The organism is Faecalitalea cylindroides ATCC 27803, from assembly GCF_000469305.1.
GTDB classification, from domain to species: domain Bacteria; phylum Bacillota_I; class Bacilli_A; order Erysipelotrichales; family Erysipelotrichaceae; genus Faecalitalea; species Faecalitalea cylindroides.
In genome coordinates this window covers 82,805-97,076 of the sequence record NZ_KI270992.1, presented here as the reverse complement: position 1 = coordinate 97,076, position 14,272 = coordinate 82,805, and the positions used below count along the sequence as shown (strand labels likewise).

Below are 14,272 nucleotides of genomic sequence, written 5' to 3'. Positions count from 1 at the left end.
AAGACATCCTCCTATAATGCTCTTGTCATGACAATGGCATTTTCATTATCTGAATAATAGCCTTTTGAAACATTTACTGTTACAAAGCCTAATTTTTCATACAATTTTATAGCAGCTGTGTTTGACTCTCTTACTTCAAGACTCATATACTCACATCCACCTGATCTTGCCTTTTCAAATAATTCTTCCATCATTTTTTGTCCATAGTGTTTTTTTCTTTGATCTGGATCTACACCAATCCTGGCAATCTGTGCCATTTCAAATGTTTCCCACATAAATGCGTATGCAACGACTTTGTCATTTTCTTTGAGCATATAGCCATTGCTGAAAGGATTTACTTCCAGTTCATTTTCAATCTGTTCTAAATTCCATGCGTCATTAAAACACTTTTTTTCTAAGTCCACAATTTGTGCAAGATCTTCTTTTCGCATGATTTCGATCATACTTTATATGCATCACTTTCTTTTAGATATTGTGGAACCAAGGCATGTATATTATCAACTTTGCGATACATATCCTCCAATTCAATAAAATTCTTTAGATAATCGGGTTGTTTTGTTTCTTTTCCAATTAAATATCCGTCTCCAAATAAAGTTCCTGGACAACTGTTTAAAAAATCATCTAATTCTTCCACATTTAATATTGTTGTTTGTCCAATGATCTTTCCATTTTCACAATGAGCAACATAAGCTCGTTTACTACGAGCATCTAAGATCACATTGGCCATCGGCTCTTTTCCAGCGTATAGCTGCATCGTTGAAATACAATACAGCTCTTTATGCATCGTTGTACACAATACTTTGGCAATGGTCATCGCAATACGAATTCCAGTATAAGATCCTGGACCATCTGTGATCACAACACGGTCAATATCGGCATAATCCAGTTTAGCTTCTTCTAAAATTCGATTTAACTCAACAAAAATTGTTTCACTTTGTTTTTTAAACGCTTCAATAGATACGCCTGCCAACAATTCTTTATCTTTATACACACCCAGGATCAAATTCTTATAGGCGCTGTCCATACATAAACTAATCATGATATCCCTCCAATATAGATGATGATAATGGTCCTGTAGAAACCATTGTGATCATTCTTTCTTCATCAATTCCTTCTTCAATTGAAATAGAAATATGATCTTTTGGAAGTTGTTCCTTGATGAAATCTGCCCATTCTACTACGCTGATTCCTTCATCAAAACATTCTTCAAAGCCTAAATCCTGGCTCACACCCTCTAAACGATATGCATCAATATGATGCAAAGGTTTTCCATTTTCCATCGTATACGATTTAAGGATCGTAAACGTTGGAGAATTTATTACATCTTTAACACCTAAAGCCTTCCCAAAACTTTTTGTCCAGGTAGTCTTTCCTGCACCAAGATCTCCATCTAAAGTGATAACGATTTGTTTATCTTTACAAAGGTTTGCCATTTTTTGGGCAAATTCCTGCGTATCTTTTAATGAATGTATCGCAATTTTCATTTCTTTCTCCTGCTCTTTCTAAGTTGCGCCTTGATCGCATTGATATAGTCCATACGATTTTTTACTTTTACTTCAGAACCTTGATCGCTTGGTTTATAGTATTGACGATCGATCAATCCATCCGGCATACAAACCATATCTGTCATATGATGTTTATAATCATGAGAATACTCATAATCTTTTCCATAATTTAATTCTTTCATTAATTTTGTAGGTGCATTTCGTATTTGTAAAGGAACGGGTTCCTGCAAAGTTTTGATCGCATCTTCTTTTGCGCTTAAGTAGGCAACCTCCAAGGAATTTGATTTAGGTGCCAGTGCGCAATATGTAACGGCATGCGTCAAATGCACATTACATTCTGGCATCCCTAAATAATGACAGGCTTGATAAGCAGCCACGCATATTTCAAGAGCTCTTGAATCAGCCATGCCAATGTCTTCACTGGCAAATCGCACAATTCTTCTGGCAACATATAAAGGATCTTCCCCAGCTTCCAACATTCTTGCCAGCCAGTAAATTGAAGCCTGCACATCTGAATTGCGCATGCTCTTATGAAGAGCCGAAATAATATTGTAATGCTCTTCCCCTTTTTTATCGTATAATAGAGACCTTTTTTGAAGGCATTGTTTCAAGATCTCTTTGGATACATGGATCCCATTTACATCGGATGGAGAATTATAGACCACCATTTCCAATGTATTTAAACAAAAGCGGGCATCTCCGCCTGAAAAAGCTGCGATTGCCTCAATATCTTCCTGTGAAATATCGATCCTTAGATTCCCTAGACCTTTTGAACTAGATATAGCACGAACAATTAGATCCTCTAAATCTTTTTGTTCTAAAGCGTTTAACACAAATACACGACATCTAGATAAAAGGGCACTATTGATTTCAAAACTTGGATTTTCTGTTGTTGCGCCAATCAAGATAATGCTGCCTTTTTCGACATAAGGCAAAAATGCATCTTGCTGAGCCTTATTAAAGCGATGAATTTCATCGACAAACAAAATTGTCTTTTGTCCCAGAACTTTTCTTTGATCGGCTTGTTTCATGACTTCTTTGATTTCCTTGATTCCACTGGTGACAGCGGAAAAATCAACAAAATAACTTTCTGTCTGATGTGCGATAATTCTTGCCAAAGTTGTTTTACCCACTCCTGGAGGGCCCCAGAAAATCATAGAAGTAACTTGATCATTTTCGATCATCTGCCATAACAACTTACCTTTTTCAACCAGTTGATGTTGACCTACATATTCTTCCAGTGTTTCAGGACGCATACGATCAGCCAAGGGACGAATATCTTCTTTAATTTGAAATAATGAATCTTGTTCCATGATCTATGCCTCCTTTGACTGTACTATTATAGCACACAGACTGATTTTATACTTTTTAGAAGAAAAAAAGTTGCACTATGTGCAACTATTCACCTAGATAATAACGACCATAGGCATCGGCTGCCATAATAGCCGCATATGTGGATTCTGGTGTTACTTCAAAAGGCATATTATGAAGTGTATCCGAAGGATCGCAGGCAGCCTTTGCCACCGCCATGATCTTTTCTTTTGTCACTTCTTCGATTCCCAGCTGCTTTAAGGTAACTGGCAATCCAACCTCAATACAGAATTCTATGATTTCCTCAAGTTCTTCAGCCGGTACATTTTCTAAAACCAACTGTACGATCGTGCCGAAAGCAACTTTTTCTCCATGGTACATAGAATGACATTCTTCCAATACGGTAAATCCATTATGAATAGCATGTGCTCCAGCTAAACCACAGCTTTCAAATCCTATTCCAGATAATAAGGTATTTGCTTCAATGATTTTTTCGACCGCCGGGGTTAAAGCTTTTGCCTCTAGAGCAACCTTAGCTTTTACGCCTTCTTCCATCAAAGTTTCAAAACATAATTTAGCTAATGCATACGCTGCATTGGTTGCAGTCCCACCTGCACAAGTTGTAGCCTGGCTTTGCACGCAGGCACGTGCTTCAAAATAGGTAGCTAAAGCATCTCCAATTCCTGCAACAGTTAATCGAACCGGTGAATCGGCAATGACTTGCGTATCTACTAACACAACATCGGGATTTTTTGGTAAGAAAAAGTATTCTTCAAATACTCCTTCATCTGAATAAATAACAGATAATGCTGAGCATGGTGCATCTGTACTGGCAATCGTTGGACAAATGATTACAGGACTTTTTACATAATGAGCCACTGCCTTGGCAGTATCAAAGATCTTTCCACCGCCAATTCCAATGACCATATCACAATTATTATCATTAGCCAATTGAACTAGACGGTTGATTTCATTCTTTGAACACTCTCCATTAAAATAATCAAAGAGTATTTCGCAACTAGTTTCCTTAAAGCTATCTTCTACTATCTTTCCGATTCGTTTATAGCCTCCCTGACTAATCAGGATCAAAGCCTTCTTTCCCATTGCGCCTACATGTTCTCCAAGTTTCTTTAATTCTCCGGGTCCTTGGATGTACTTAGCCGGACTGATTAATTTTTTTGTCATGATATATCTCCTTTTTGTTACTTTCATTTTATCAAAATTCATAAAAAAAGCTCGGGTTATTTTGTAATTTATCATATTGTTAGGCTATACTAGTATTATACATTAGGAGAGGAATCATGATTACAGATGAGAGATATGCCAAGATCGTAGAAATCACTAACTCAAGAGGCTTCATTTCTACTAGAGAACTGGCACAGAAATTAAATGTTACCGAAACAACAATTCGCCGTGATTGTGATGAATTAAGCAAGAAAAACCTAATCATTCGTGTTCACGGAGGAGCCAAAAGCATTCAATACAGAAATATTCTTTCAGATCGTAATGAAAAAACCATGAAGGATCATATGCTGTTTAGTTCCAAAGAAAAAAATGCAGTAGCCAGAAGAGCCGCCTCTATTGTTGAAGATGGAAGCTGCATCTTTTTAGATGGAGGCACAAGCATTGTAGCAATGTTAAAATACCTGGAAGGCAAAAAAATCAAGATCGTCACCCATAGCAAGTTGATAGTTTCAAACTTTCAAGATTACAATGCCGAACTTTTCTGCATAGGAGGAAAACTCATCCCTGAATTTGCCATGTGTACTGGTCCTTTGACCCTAAGCGGACTTGAGCGTTTCAACTTTGATTATGCCTTTATAGGTTGTGCCGGAATCGATCTAAAAAGAAAACTTGTTTACACAGTTGAAATGGATACGATGGCCATTAAACAAAAAGCTATGTCTCTTGCCAAGAAAAGTTACTTATTGGCTGACTCATCTAAATTTAATGTAACTGGATTCTGCAGCTTCATTTCTACAGATGATTTTGAAGCCATATTCAGCGACAACCAGATCAACGCCGATGCCAAGGATATTCCTGATAATTTTATCTTGATCGACACCAACATTTAAAGCCATCTTTTGATGGCTTTTCTTTTATTAAAAAGGCCGCCTAAATTAGCAGCCTATAATGTGTATTCGTAGATGTAATCGTCCATAACATATCCATTTCCTATATCCGTTACATCTTCATCGATCTTTTTAAATCCTTTTTTTTCATATACCGCAAGACTATTGGCATTATGTTTATTGCATGTCAAATATACACTTTGATAACATTGTCTTTTGGCAATTTCAAAAATATATTCCAACATATCTGAAGCATAGTGTTTTCCTCTAGCTTCTTTTTTTAAATACAGTTTTGACAAAAACAAACGATCCGGTTCAAATTTTAGACCTATATATCCAATCATTTCACCATCTTTATGAACTTGATAGTATTTATAATGATCGTGTCGAGTCTGTTCGTCCATTGCCTTAAAGCTCTGAAATTTATCGACCATATAATCTATCTGATCTTTACTCAAAAGAAAAGGAAAATATTCATGCCATATTTCATTGGCACAATTCGCCACTTCCTTTAACATCTCTTGATTTTGACAAACGATGATTTCAAGTTGACTATTCATATCGTATCTTACTCTCCTTAAATTTATCTTTTGGTTCTTGTTTCTGGTCTGGATAACCAAACGCAACCATCCATAATGGTACAATATTTTGAGGTAATTTAAAATACATTTTTAGTGTCTGAACACGATCTTCATTGGGATATCCACCTAACCAACAAGATCCAATATTTAATTCTTTGGCTTCTATTAACATATTTTGAGTAGCTGCTGCACAGTCCTGCTGACAATAATCTAAACTTGGATTACAATCTGTATCAGCACAGACAACGATACCCAAAGCAGCATCTGCCAATAATTTTGCATAAGGAGAAAACTCACTCAATTCTTTAAGTTTTTCTTTATCTTCTGTCACTATAAAAAACCATGGCTGAGCATTTTTAGCACTTGGTGCACAAAAAGCTGCTCTCAAGATTTTATCGATTTCCGATTTTTTCAGAGATTCCTGTTTAAATTTTCTAATACTGCAACGATCATAAATACTATTCATGAAAACCCCTCCTCAATTTCTCATCAAAAAACAGCTCAGTGCAGTAAAACTACATCGAGCTGTTAATTTTTTATAAATTTCTTTCGATATTAGCCATTAAATTTGCTTCTGGCATGTATCCAGAGAAAGCATCTACCTGACGACCATTTTTAAACATAATCATTGTTGGTACACTCATGACACCAAATTTTGCAGCCAAATCTGGACTTCTGTCTACATCGACCTTAACGATCGTTACCTTGTCTTTCATTTTTTCGGCAACACCTTCTAATACTGGACTTAACATTTTACATGGTCCACACCAAGTGGCAAAGAAATCTACCAATACTGCTTTTTCGTTCATTAATTCATTAAATTCTTGAGTATTTACAATTTTCATAATTAGTTCCTCCATTTGTTAATCTAATCATAGAACATTATTCAGTATACGTCTATTTATTTGCCCAGTACCATTTTATCAATGATCTTACCGATCCCATTATTTAAATTTGTATCTGTAATGATATCAGCTATTTCTTTTACTTCATCCATGGCATTCCCCATAGCTACACCGACTCCGGCTCTTTTTAACATTTGAATATCGTTTTCCGCATCTCCAAATGCCATGACTTCATTCATCGTATATCCATTTTTAGCGGCAATTTTTTCTAAAGCACTTGCCTTAGATACACCCTTTGGCATGATTTCCATCCAAGCTGGACCGACCATCAAAACATCATAATCACTTAAAGCTTCTTTTAGTGCATCTAAATTTTGTTTAAAGAATTTTTCTGAATGAACCATGATAACTTTGTTGATATCCTGCGTCAAACGAACTTCTTCATAAGGAAGATTTATAAAGTTTCGATATTTTCCACCTGACTTCAATCCATAGTCCATTGGTTTTCCCGCAACAACTTCTTTTATTTTCTTTTTCAAACGATTCATTGTAGAAAGATAACTGTAGAAATCATAGCCGCAACAGAAGATACCCTCTACATCAAATTTCTTACAGATTTGTTGGATCTTGATTCCATCTTCTGGCATCAAAACATCATCTAAATCATATTCTTTATTTTTAAAATCATAAATGATCTGTCCGTTTACCAATGCCAAATAGTTGTTACCTTCTTCCAGTCCTAGAGGCTCATACACAAAACGACATCCATTTTTATCACGACCACTGGCAATAACGATCTGTATACCTTTAGCCATTGCCTGTTTGATGGATTCCACTGTTCTTGGATCCATCGTTTTATCATCCATTAATAAAGTTCCATCTAAATCAAACGCCAAACATTTAATCATATTCGTCTCCTCTTATACGGAAACATTATATCATTTACTATGATACACTGACTAATTTTTAACAGAAGTTTTACTTTCTAATTTCTTAGTTTCAAGTTCTTTTTCTTTATTCTGAATATGGATCTTAGCCAGCTTATAGATACTGGCAACTGTAGGAATTCCTAAGAACATTCCAGGTATACCTGCCAAAGAACCGAAAACAACCACTGTCATCATTACGTAAATCCCTGGTAAACCTACACTGCTGCCTACAACTCTAGGATATATTACGTTACTTTCAAACTGTTGAAGAATACATAAATATACAAGGAATCCTAAAGACATCATTGGATCTACAGTAAAAACCATAAACATACCAATTGCTCCACCAATATAGGCTCCAATCATCGGAATGATATTAATCAAGCCAACTAGCACACCAATCATCAATGGATATGGCATGTTCAATAAATACATTCCTGTTGCACATAGAGTTCCTAAGATCGTTGCTTCTATACATTGTCCACCAATAAATGATCCAAATGACTGATTTATAATTTTTAATGCAGAAGTCAACTTATCTTTTCTGTCTTTTCCCAAATATAAATCACCTAATCGATGATAAAGCCTTATAAAACGTTCTTTATCTAGTAAAACGTAAATCGCAAAAATGATTGAAAGAATTGTATTGAAAACCGAGTTAACTACAATATTGACCATATTGAATGTAGATCCTAATACATTTCCTAATCCATTCCCTAAAAAAGATAAAGTTTGATCAATCATTTCTTTCCAATTGATTTCTAATCCATTTATCATTTCTACAATATGTGGATTATTTTCAAAAAGATTCGACAAAAATTTAATAGTATCATTAAAATATTGAGGCAATACATCGATAAGTACCTGGCCAGCTTGTCCTAGAGTTGGTATCACAATAGCCAAGACAAAATAAATAATCAAAGCTACACAACATAGGGAAGCTAATAAACTAATTACTCTTTTTATTTTAAGAACAAACTTATTTTTAGATTTTTCTAAAAGTTTTTCTATTCGATTCATCACCAGATTCAAAACATACGCTATCATACCGCCAAATACAAGTACCTTGACAGCGTTCCAAATAACACCAATTGTTTGTCCTACTTTATCAAGATTTAATATACATACAACAAGAATGGCGATCCCTATGATGTAAGTCCATATCTTCTTATCAATATCAAAAAATTTCATAATTTCCTCCAAGTAATATCTTATTTGATTATAGCTTACTTCTATCATTTTGTCTTATTATTTATCGACCATGATCTTTCTTTATGATTTAATAATACCGGAGATGAATAAAATGAAGATTCAATTACCTAAAATATCAAATATTTTGGATCCTTATCAAAATGATCCTACTATTTTTTACGACCACTATATTCAAGATATCAAATTTGAACAAACCGTCATACAAAATATTGAAAATCAAAATATAACGATTGATGCCTGTCGATTTGATCATGTTTCATTTCAAAATATTCAGTTTGAACAGGCTGAATTGTTGGATATCGTATTTGATCACTGCGAATTTGAAAATACTCACTTTTTAAAATGCAGTCTATATCGTGTTCAATTCATCAACTGTCGTTGTATGGGAATTGAGATCAGCGATTCTTTGTTAGATAACACTCTATTTGATTCCTGTAATAACGCTTATTCAAACTATGGCATGTCCACTTTTAAAAAAGTTCGCTACGAAAATACAAACCTTGAAAATTCCGGCTTTATTCAATGCACTTTCAAAGATATTGAATTCAAAAATGTTCAACTCGATGATAGTGACTTCTTTAACACAAACTTAAATAAAGTCGATTTTTCAACATGCCAAATCAATAATATCGGTGTCAGTGAAAATATGTTAAAAGGTATCATTATCAACACCCAGCAAGCCATGACATTCTTAAAACTATTAGGAATCGTAGTTAAATGATTTATCTAACACTAAAACTTACACTTAATTAAGACATAAGAAAAAAACTCCTTTATATAAAGGAGTTTTGGGCATTTGGTGCAGGAGAAGGGATTTGAACCCTCACGCGATTGCTCGCACTGCCGCCTGAAGACAGCGTGTCTGCCGTTCCACCACTCCTGCAAAAAAAGGCTTTTTTCAAGCCTTTTAATTATATCATTTTTGAGTTTAAAATAAACCTTTAATTTTACCGTCTTGGTCAATATCCATATCCAATGCAGACGGATGTTTTGGAAGACCAGGCATTGTTAATACCTTACCCGTTAAGGCAACGATAAATCCTGCTCCTAAGCTAGGGCGAAGTTCACGAACGGTAATTCTAAAACCTGTAGGTCTACCCATTAATTTTCCATCATCTGATAAAGACATCTGTGTCTTTGCCATACAGATAGGAAGTTTATCCCAACCTAACTCATTAAATTTCTTGATTTGTTCTTTTGCTTCATCTGTGAAATCTACACCATCTGCTCCATAAACTTTCTTGGCAATTGTTTCAATTTTTTCTTCAATAGAGTCTTCTAATGGATATAATGGCGCAAAATTATTCTCTTGATCACATAATGAAACAACTTTCTGAGCTAAATCGATAGCTCCTTCACCACCTTTTGCCCATACTTGCGACAAAGACATTGGGTGTCCGTTTTCTTTACACCAGTTTTCTAATGCTTCAATTTCACTTGGTGTATCGGTTGCGAATTCATTGATCGCAACAATATAAGGAAGACCAAATTGTTTGATCGTATCAATATGTTTTGCCAAGTTTTCGCATCCTGCCAACATAGCTTCAACATTTTCTTCTTTTAGATTTTCAAGTTCAATTCCACCATGTTGCTTCAATGCACGAATTGTCGCAACGATTACAACAGCACTTGGATTCAATTTAGCTAAACGGCATTTGATATCAAGGAACTTTTCAGCACCAAGATCTGCACCAAATCCAGCTTCCGTTACTGTGTAATCAGCTAAACGTAGACAAGCCTTCGTTGCGATAACAGAGTTACATCCATGAGCAATATTTGCAAAAGGGCCGCCATGGATCAACACAGGATTATGCTCTAAGGTCTGTACAACATTTGGCAAAATAGCATCTTTCATGACCATTGCCAAAGCACCTTCAATACCTAGATCATGCACATACACAGGTTTATCATCATATGTATAAGCAACTAACATCTGGCCAAAACGTTTTTTTAGATCCATTAGATCATCTGCCAGACACAAAGCTGCCATAATTTCACTTGCTACAGTAATATTGAAACCATCGTTTCTTTCTACACCATTGGCTTTAGGACCCTGTCCAATATTGATGTTACGCAATGTACGATCATTCATATCCAAACAACGCTTGAAAGTAATTTTTTCCGGATCGATATTTAATTCATTTCCTTGATGTAAATGATTATCTAGAATTGCACTTACTAAATTGTTTGCGGTAGTAATCGCATGCATATCACCTGTAAAATGAAGGTTGATATCTTCCATTGGAACAACCTGTGCATAACCGCCGCCCGTAGCTCCACCTTTCAAACCAAAAACTGGACCTAGACTTGGTTCACGTAAGGCCATCATCGTTTTTTTGCCAAGGCGATTTAAGGCATCTCCTAATCCAACTGTTGTTGTACTCTTTCCTTCTCCGGCTTTTGTAGGATTGATTGCGGTTACCAGAATTAACTTACCTGGCTCATTGTTTTCAATCTGACGTAAGAAATCAAAAGATAATTTAGCTTTATACTTTCCGTAGTTTTCCAGCATATCTGGCTGGATCCCTACTTTTTTGGCAACCTCTTCAATAGGCTCCATCACACATTCTTGAGCGATTTCTAAATCTGTTTTAGCCATAATTAATCCATATCCTTTCTACCAATATCTGTTCTAAAGAATAATTTATCACAATGAATTTTCTTGATTTCGTTATATGTATGTTCAAATGCTTCTTCTAGAGTTGGTTCAAGTGTTACGACCATCAAAACACGGCCTCCAGCAGTTACCAAATTTCCGTCAACTTCCTTTGTTCCCATATGGTATACAAAACCATCCACATCATCTACTCCCTCAATAATAGCTCCTGATGTAGATCCTGCAGGATAGCCTTCACTTGCTAGAACAACACCATGACTTACTTTGTCGCTCCATTTTAATTTTACTAGTTTATTATCCATAACATCCAAAATAGCCTGTACAAAATCACTTTCAAGTCGTGGCAGGATAACTTCAGCTTCTGGATCACCAAAACGAGCATTGAATTCTATCGTTTTGATTCCATCCTTTGTCATCATCAAACCACCATACAAGAATCCTGTAAATGGAACATTTTCTTTGACCATAGCTTTAGCCATAGGACAAAGAATTGTATCTAAAGCTTCCTGAATGATTTCTGGAGTAATCTTTTTTACCGGGCTATAAGATCCCATACCACCTGTGTTTGGTCCTTTATCTCCGTCAAAAACACATTTGTGATCTTGTGCCACTTCCAATGGAATTACCAACTCATTGTGTACAAGACAAATCAATGAGAACTCAAATCCTTCCAAATACTCTTCAATCACAACTTGATTGTTTTCAATATCAAAGGCAATCTTTAACGCTTCATTAGCCTGGTCAAGATCCATCGCAACAGTAACACCTTTACCAGCTTTTAAACCATCTTCTTTAATTACGATTGGAGCCCCCTTAGATTCAACATATTTCCAAGCTTCTTCATAATTATCAAAAGTTTGATATGCTGCTGTAGGAATATCGTATTTTGCCATGATCTGCTTCGCAAAATCTTTACTTGATTCCACTTGAGTTGCAGCTTTTGTAGGACCAAAAATCTTCAATCCTTCTTTTTCAAATGCATCAACAATTCCTAAAGAAAGCGTAGCTTCTGGACCAACGATCGTTAGATCAATTTCATTTTCTTTAGCCGCTTTGACCAAACCTTCAATATCTGAATCACTTACATTTAAACAAGTCGCGATCTTTGCCATCCCTGGATTACCAGGTGCACAATATAATTGATCACATAATTTAGATGCATGAGCTGCTTTAGCCAAAGCGTGCTCACGACCACCTTTACCAACTACAAGAATTTTCATTTGAATATCTCCTTTTTCTTATCAGGAATATTTTAACACATCTTTGATAATTAGATTTCCTTTAATTCATTAAAATATATAAAAAGGCAGATTTTACTCTGCCATTCGTTTCATATATTCTGTTTTATACTCGTTCAAAACATTTTTAAGATCATCCAATGTATTAATCTTAGAACATTCATTTTTAAAATAATGTGACCCCGGTAATCCTTTTAAATACCAGGAAGCCAATCCTCGCATTTCTTTGATGGCGATGACCTCACCTTTGTTTTTGATCAATCCATTGGCATGTTTCAAACATATTTCAATTCGATCATTAAAATCATATGTATGATGTTCATTATAAAGAGCATCTTTGCATTCCTGAATCAAAAAAGGATTTCCAATAATGCCTCTTCCAATCATTACTGCATCGCAGCCTGTTTCTTTCTGCATGCGAAAGAAATCATCTACACTACGCACATCACCATTCCCAATAACTGGAATAGAAACTGCTTCTTTGACTTGTTTGATATATGTCCAATCCGCTTTGCCTTCGTACATCTGACTTCTTGTTCGTCCATGTACCGCAACCGCTTTAACGCCCACACCTTCCATGGCCTTAGCCATTTCAACACAGTTAATATGATCTTTATCAAACCCGATACGCATCTTTACAGTAACTGGCTTATTTACATTTTCTACGATATGACTTACCAGTTCTTTGGCATAATCTATATCTTTCATTAAATAACTTCCAGCTTTAGCTTTGATAACTTTGTTGACTGGACAACCCATATTAAAATCAATAATATCGCAGTTTGTCTGGGTATCAAGATACTTTGCGGCATATACGACCGTATCTATATCATGCCCAAATAACTGAAAGCTTACAGGATGTTCATTGGGATCAACATCACACATTGAAAATGTCTTTTTTGAATCATAGTATAAAGCTTTGTCGCTTACCATTTCATTGCAGACAAGACCTGCTCCAAACTCTTTGGCAATTACGCGAAAGGCAATATTGCTGATACCAGCTAAAGGCGCTATTACGATGGGATTATCGATTGTCACATCGCCAATTTTAAACATTTCTTGACTCCAGTATTTTTCTTAGGTCCTCTTCGCTAAAATCATATCGCTCATTACAGAAATTACAAGTAATGTGACAACCATGATCCTTATCGATCATATCTTGAATTTCTTCATCCTTTAATGTAGAGATGGCATTGGCCATTCTTTCCTTAGAACATGGACATGAATAGCGCACATCACTTGTATCCAGGATCTTAGCATCTTCAAACATGTCATTCACAAGATCTTTCAATTCCATATCATCATAATCCAACATCAAAGTAGACATTGGTTTTAAACCTTGCAATAGATGTTCACAAATTAAGATATCTTCTTCGGTTGCATCTGGTAACATCTGTATGATCATGGCACCAGCACTTTGCACATTGCCATCTTTACCAATCAAAACACCAACACTAACAGCGGTTGGAATTTGTTCAGATAAAGTAAAATAATACGCAAAATCTTCTCCAATTTCTCCAGATACAAGTTCTACAGTTCCTGAAAAGTTTTCTTCCATGTTTAGATCTTTTGTCACGGTCAATGTACCATCTTTACCAACAACGGCACCCACATTTAATTTACCTTTATCTAAGAACACATCTTCTACATGCGGATTGGAACAAAAACCGCGAACCGTTCCATCATGATAAGCATCCACAATAATTGATCCAATAGGTCCATGCCCATTGATCGTAATAGTCAACATTTCTTCATCTGATTTCAACATGCTTCCCATGATACTTCCTACAGACAGCGTTCTTCCTAAAGCAGCACAGGCACAAGGATGCAAATCAAAACGATCTCTTGCTTCCTGTACCATATCTGTCGTTCTAACAATATATAAACGGACTCTATCCTGGCAAACCAGGGCTCTACATAATTGATCTTTCATTTGTCTCCTCCAAAAGAAAAGACGCCTAG

At 35.7% G+C, this 14,272-nt stretch carries 16 protein-coding genes and 1 tRNA gene; 2 read left to right on the top strand and 15 right to left on the bottom strand.

What is annotated here, in order from left to right; all coding sequences use genetic code 11:
• Positions 1-11: 11 nt before the first annotated feature.
• The 5 genes from rimI to HMPREF0367_RS04785 form a co-directional block, all read right to left on the bottom strand.
• Positions 12-443, bottom strand: coding sequence for a ribosomal protein S18-alanine N-acetyltransferase (gene rimI, locus HMPREF0367_RS04805; protein ID WP_035401665.1), 432 nt, complete (start codon positions 441-443; stop codon positions 12-14).
• Positions 440-1,039: a tRNA (adenosine(37)-N6)-threonylcarbamoyltransferase complex dimerization subunit type 1 TsaB gene (gene tsaB, locus HMPREF0367_RS04800; protein WP_015535141.1), complete on the bottom strand. Its 600-nt coding sequence runs from the start codon at positions 1,037-1,039 to the stop codon at positions 440-442. The genes rimI and tsaB overlap by 4 nt, the downstream gene beginning before the upstream one ends.
• Positions 1,032-1,484 (bottom strand): tRNA (adenosine(37)-N6)-threonylcarbamoyltransferase complex ATPase subunit type 1 TsaE, encoded by a 453-nt coding sequence (gene tsaE, locus HMPREF0367_RS04795; protein ID WP_015535140.1) that lies wholly within the window; start codon positions 1,482-1,484, stop codon positions 1,032-1,034. The genes tsaB and tsaE overlap by 8 nt, the downstream gene beginning before the upstream one ends.
• Positions 1,481-2,818: a replication-associated recombination protein A gene (locus tag HMPREF0367_RS04790; RefSeq protein WP_035401663.1), complete on the bottom strand. Its 1,338-nt coding sequence runs from the start codon at positions 2,816-2,818 to the stop codon at positions 1,481-1,483. The genes tsaE and HMPREF0367_RS04790 overlap by 4 nt, the downstream gene beginning before the upstream one ends.
• An 85-nt stretch (positions 2,819-2,903) precedes the next feature.
• Positions 2,904-4,001 carry a glycerol dehydrogenase gene (locus HMPREF0367_RS04785; RefSeq protein ID WP_035401661.1) on the bottom strand — a complete coding sequence of 366 codons (1,098 nt, stop codon included), beginning with the start codon at positions 3,999-4,001 and terminating at the stop codon, positions 2,904-2,906.
• 116 nt (positions 4,002-4,117) lie between these two features.
• On the opposite strand from HMPREF0367_RS04785, the gene HMPREF0367_RS04780 reads away from it, so the two are divergent.
• Positions 4,118-4,891, top strand: a complete 774-nt coding sequence (locus HMPREF0367_RS04780; RefSeq protein WP_035401659.1) for a DeoR/GlpR family DNA-binding transcription regulator — start codon at positions 4,118-4,120, stop codon at positions 4,889-4,891.
• A gap of 53 nt (positions 4,892-4,944) precedes the next feature.
• On the opposite strand, the gene HMPREF0367_RS04775 is transcribed toward HMPREF0367_RS04780, so the two are convergent.
• The 5 genes from HMPREF0367_RS04775 to HMPREF0367_RS04755 form a co-directional block, all read right to left on the bottom strand.
• Positions 4,945-5,448, bottom strand: a complete 504-nt coding sequence (locus tag HMPREF0367_RS04775) for a GNAT family N-acetyltransferase (RefSeq protein ID WP_035401656.1) — start codon at positions 5,446-5,448, stop codon at positions 4,945-4,947.
• Complete coding sequence (locus HMPREF0367_RS04770) at positions 5,441-5,935, bottom strand: nitroreductase family protein (protein WP_022356637.1); 495 nt, start codon at positions 5,933-5,935, stop codon at positions 5,441-5,443. The genes HMPREF0367_RS04775 and HMPREF0367_RS04770 overlap by 8 nt, the downstream gene beginning before the upstream one ends.
• Before the next feature lie 70 nt (positions 5,936-6,005).
• Positions 6,006-6,314 (bottom strand): thioredoxin, encoded by a 309-nt coding sequence (gene trxA, locus HMPREF0367_RS04765; RefSeq protein ID WP_015535134.1) that lies wholly within the window; start codon positions 6,312-6,314, stop codon positions 6,006-6,008.
• Positions 6,315-6,370: 56 nt separating this feature from the next.
• Positions 6,371-7,222: a Cof-type HAD-IIB family hydrolase gene (locus tag HMPREF0367_RS04760; protein WP_015535133.1), complete on the bottom strand. Its 852-nt coding sequence runs from the start codon at positions 7,220-7,222 to the stop codon at positions 6,371-6,373.
• 51 nt (positions 7,223-7,273) lie between these two features.
• On the bottom strand, positions 7,274-8,434 hold the full coding sequence (locus HMPREF0367_RS04755; protein ID WP_022356635.1) for an AI-2E family transporter: 1,161 nt from the start codon (positions 8,432-8,434) through the stop codon (positions 7,274-7,276).
• A 112-nt stretch (positions 8,435-8,546) separates the two neighbouring features.
• On the opposite strand from HMPREF0367_RS04755, the gene HMPREF0367_RS04750 reads away from it, so the two are divergent.
• Positions 8,547-9,176 carry a pentapeptide repeat-containing protein gene (locus HMPREF0367_RS04750; RefSeq protein ID WP_035401653.1) on the top strand — a complete coding sequence of 210 codons (630 nt, stop codon included), beginning with the start codon at positions 8,547-8,549 and terminating at the stop codon, positions 9,174-9,176.
• A 76-nt stretch (positions 9,177-9,252) separates the two neighbouring features.
• Here HMPREF0367_RS04750 and HMPREF0367_RS04745 read toward each other — a convergent pair.
• The 5 genes from HMPREF0367_RS04745 to hslO form a co-directional block, all read right to left on the bottom strand.
• Positions 9,253-9,338, bottom strand: a tRNA-Leu gene (locus HMPREF0367_RS04745).
• 45 nt (positions 9,339-9,383) lie between these two features.
• Entirely contained in the window at positions 9,384-11,054 is a 1,671-nt protein-coding gene (locus tag HMPREF0367_RS04740; protein WP_015535131.1) for a formate--tetrahydrofolate ligase, read from the bottom strand.
• 2 nt (positions 11,055-11,056) lie between these two features.
• Positions 11,057-12,292: a phosphoribosylamine--glycine ligase gene (gene purD / locus HMPREF0367_RS04735; protein WP_035401649.1), complete on the bottom strand. Its 1,236-nt coding sequence runs from the start codon at positions 12,290-12,292 to the stop codon at positions 11,057-11,059.
• 93 nt (positions 12,293-12,385) lie between these two features.
• Positions 12,386-13,366 (bottom strand): tRNA dihydrouridine synthase DusB, encoded by a 981-nt coding sequence (dusB, locus tag HMPREF0367_RS04730; protein WP_035401646.1) that lies wholly within the window; start codon positions 13,364-13,366, stop codon positions 12,386-12,388.
• The gene (hslO, locus tag HMPREF0367_RS04725; protein WP_035401644.1) at positions 13,359-14,243 is read right to left on the bottom strand and encodes an Hsp33 family molecular chaperone HslO; all 885 of its coding nucleotides are present in this window, start codon (positions 14,241-14,243) and stop codon (positions 13,359-13,361) included. Before hslO ends, dusB begins: the two co-directional genes overlap by 8 nt.
• Positions 14,244-14,272 lie beyond the last annotated feature (29 nt).

What these genes read in the sequence shown, in the direction of transcription:
- rimI (WP_035401665.1), bottom strand. Translation starts at nt 443, where the DNA reads ATGATCGAAATCATGCGAAAAGAAGATCTTGCACAAATTGTGGACTTA.
- tsaB (WP_015535141.1), bottom strand. Translation starts at nt 1,039, where the DNA reads ATGATTAGTTTATGTATGGACAGCGCCTATAAGAATTTGATCCTGGGT.
- tsaE (WP_015535140.1), bottom strand. Translation starts at nt 1,484, where the DNA reads ATGAAAATTGCGATACATTCATTAAAAGATACGCAGGAATTTGCCCAA.
- HMPREF0367_RS04790 (WP_035401663.1), bottom strand. Translation starts at nt 2,818, where the DNA reads ATGGAACAAGATTCATTATTTCAAATTAAAGAAGATATTCGTCCCTTG.
- HMPREF0367_RS04785 (WP_035401661.1), bottom strand. Translation starts at nt 4,001, where the DNA reads ATGACAAAAAAATTAATCAGTCCGGCTAAGTACATCCAAGGACCCGGA.
- HMPREF0367_RS04780 (WP_035401659.1), top strand. Translation starts at nt 4,118, where the DNA reads ATGATTACAGATGAGAGATATGCCAAGATCGTAGAAATCACTAACTCA.
- HMPREF0367_RS04775 (WP_035401656.1), bottom strand. Translation starts at nt 5,448, where the DNA reads ATGAATAGTCAACTTGAAATCATCGTTTGTCAAAATCAAGAGATGTTA.
- HMPREF0367_RS04770 (WP_022356637.1), bottom strand. Translation starts at nt 5,935, where the DNA reads ATGAATAGTATTTATGATCGTTGCAGTATTAGAAAATTTAAACAGGAA.
- trxA (WP_015535134.1), bottom strand. Translation starts at nt 6,314, where the DNA reads ATGAAAATTGTAAATACTCAAGAATTTAATGAATTAATGAACGAAAAA.
- HMPREF0367_RS04760 (WP_015535133.1), bottom strand. Translation starts at nt 7,222, where the DNA reads ATGATTAAATGTTTGGCGTTTGATTTAGATGGAACTTTATTAATGGAT.
- HMPREF0367_RS04755 (WP_022356635.1), bottom strand. Translation starts at nt 8,434, where the DNA reads ATGAAATTTTTTGATATTGATAAGAAGATATGGACTTACATCATAGGG.
- HMPREF0367_RS04750 (WP_035401653.1), top strand. Translation starts at nt 8,547, where the DNA reads ATGAAGATTCAATTACCTAAAATATCAAATATTTTGGATCCTTATCAA.
- HMPREF0367_RS04740 (WP_015535131.1), bottom strand. Translation starts at nt 11,054, where the DNA reads ATGGCTAAAACAGATTTAGAAATCGCTCAAGAATGTGTGATGGAGCCT.
- purD (WP_035401649.1), bottom strand. Translation starts at nt 12,292, where the DNA reads ATGAAAATTCTTGTAGTTGGTAAAGGTGGTCGTGAGCACGCTTTGGCT.
- dusB (WP_035401646.1), bottom strand. Translation starts at nt 13,366, where the DNA reads ATGTTTAAAATTGGCGATGTGACAATCGATAATCCCATCGTAATAGCG.
- hslO (WP_035401644.1), bottom strand. Translation starts at nt 14,243, where the DNA reads ATGAAAGATCAATTATGTAGAGCCCTGGTTTGCCAGGATAGAGTCCGT.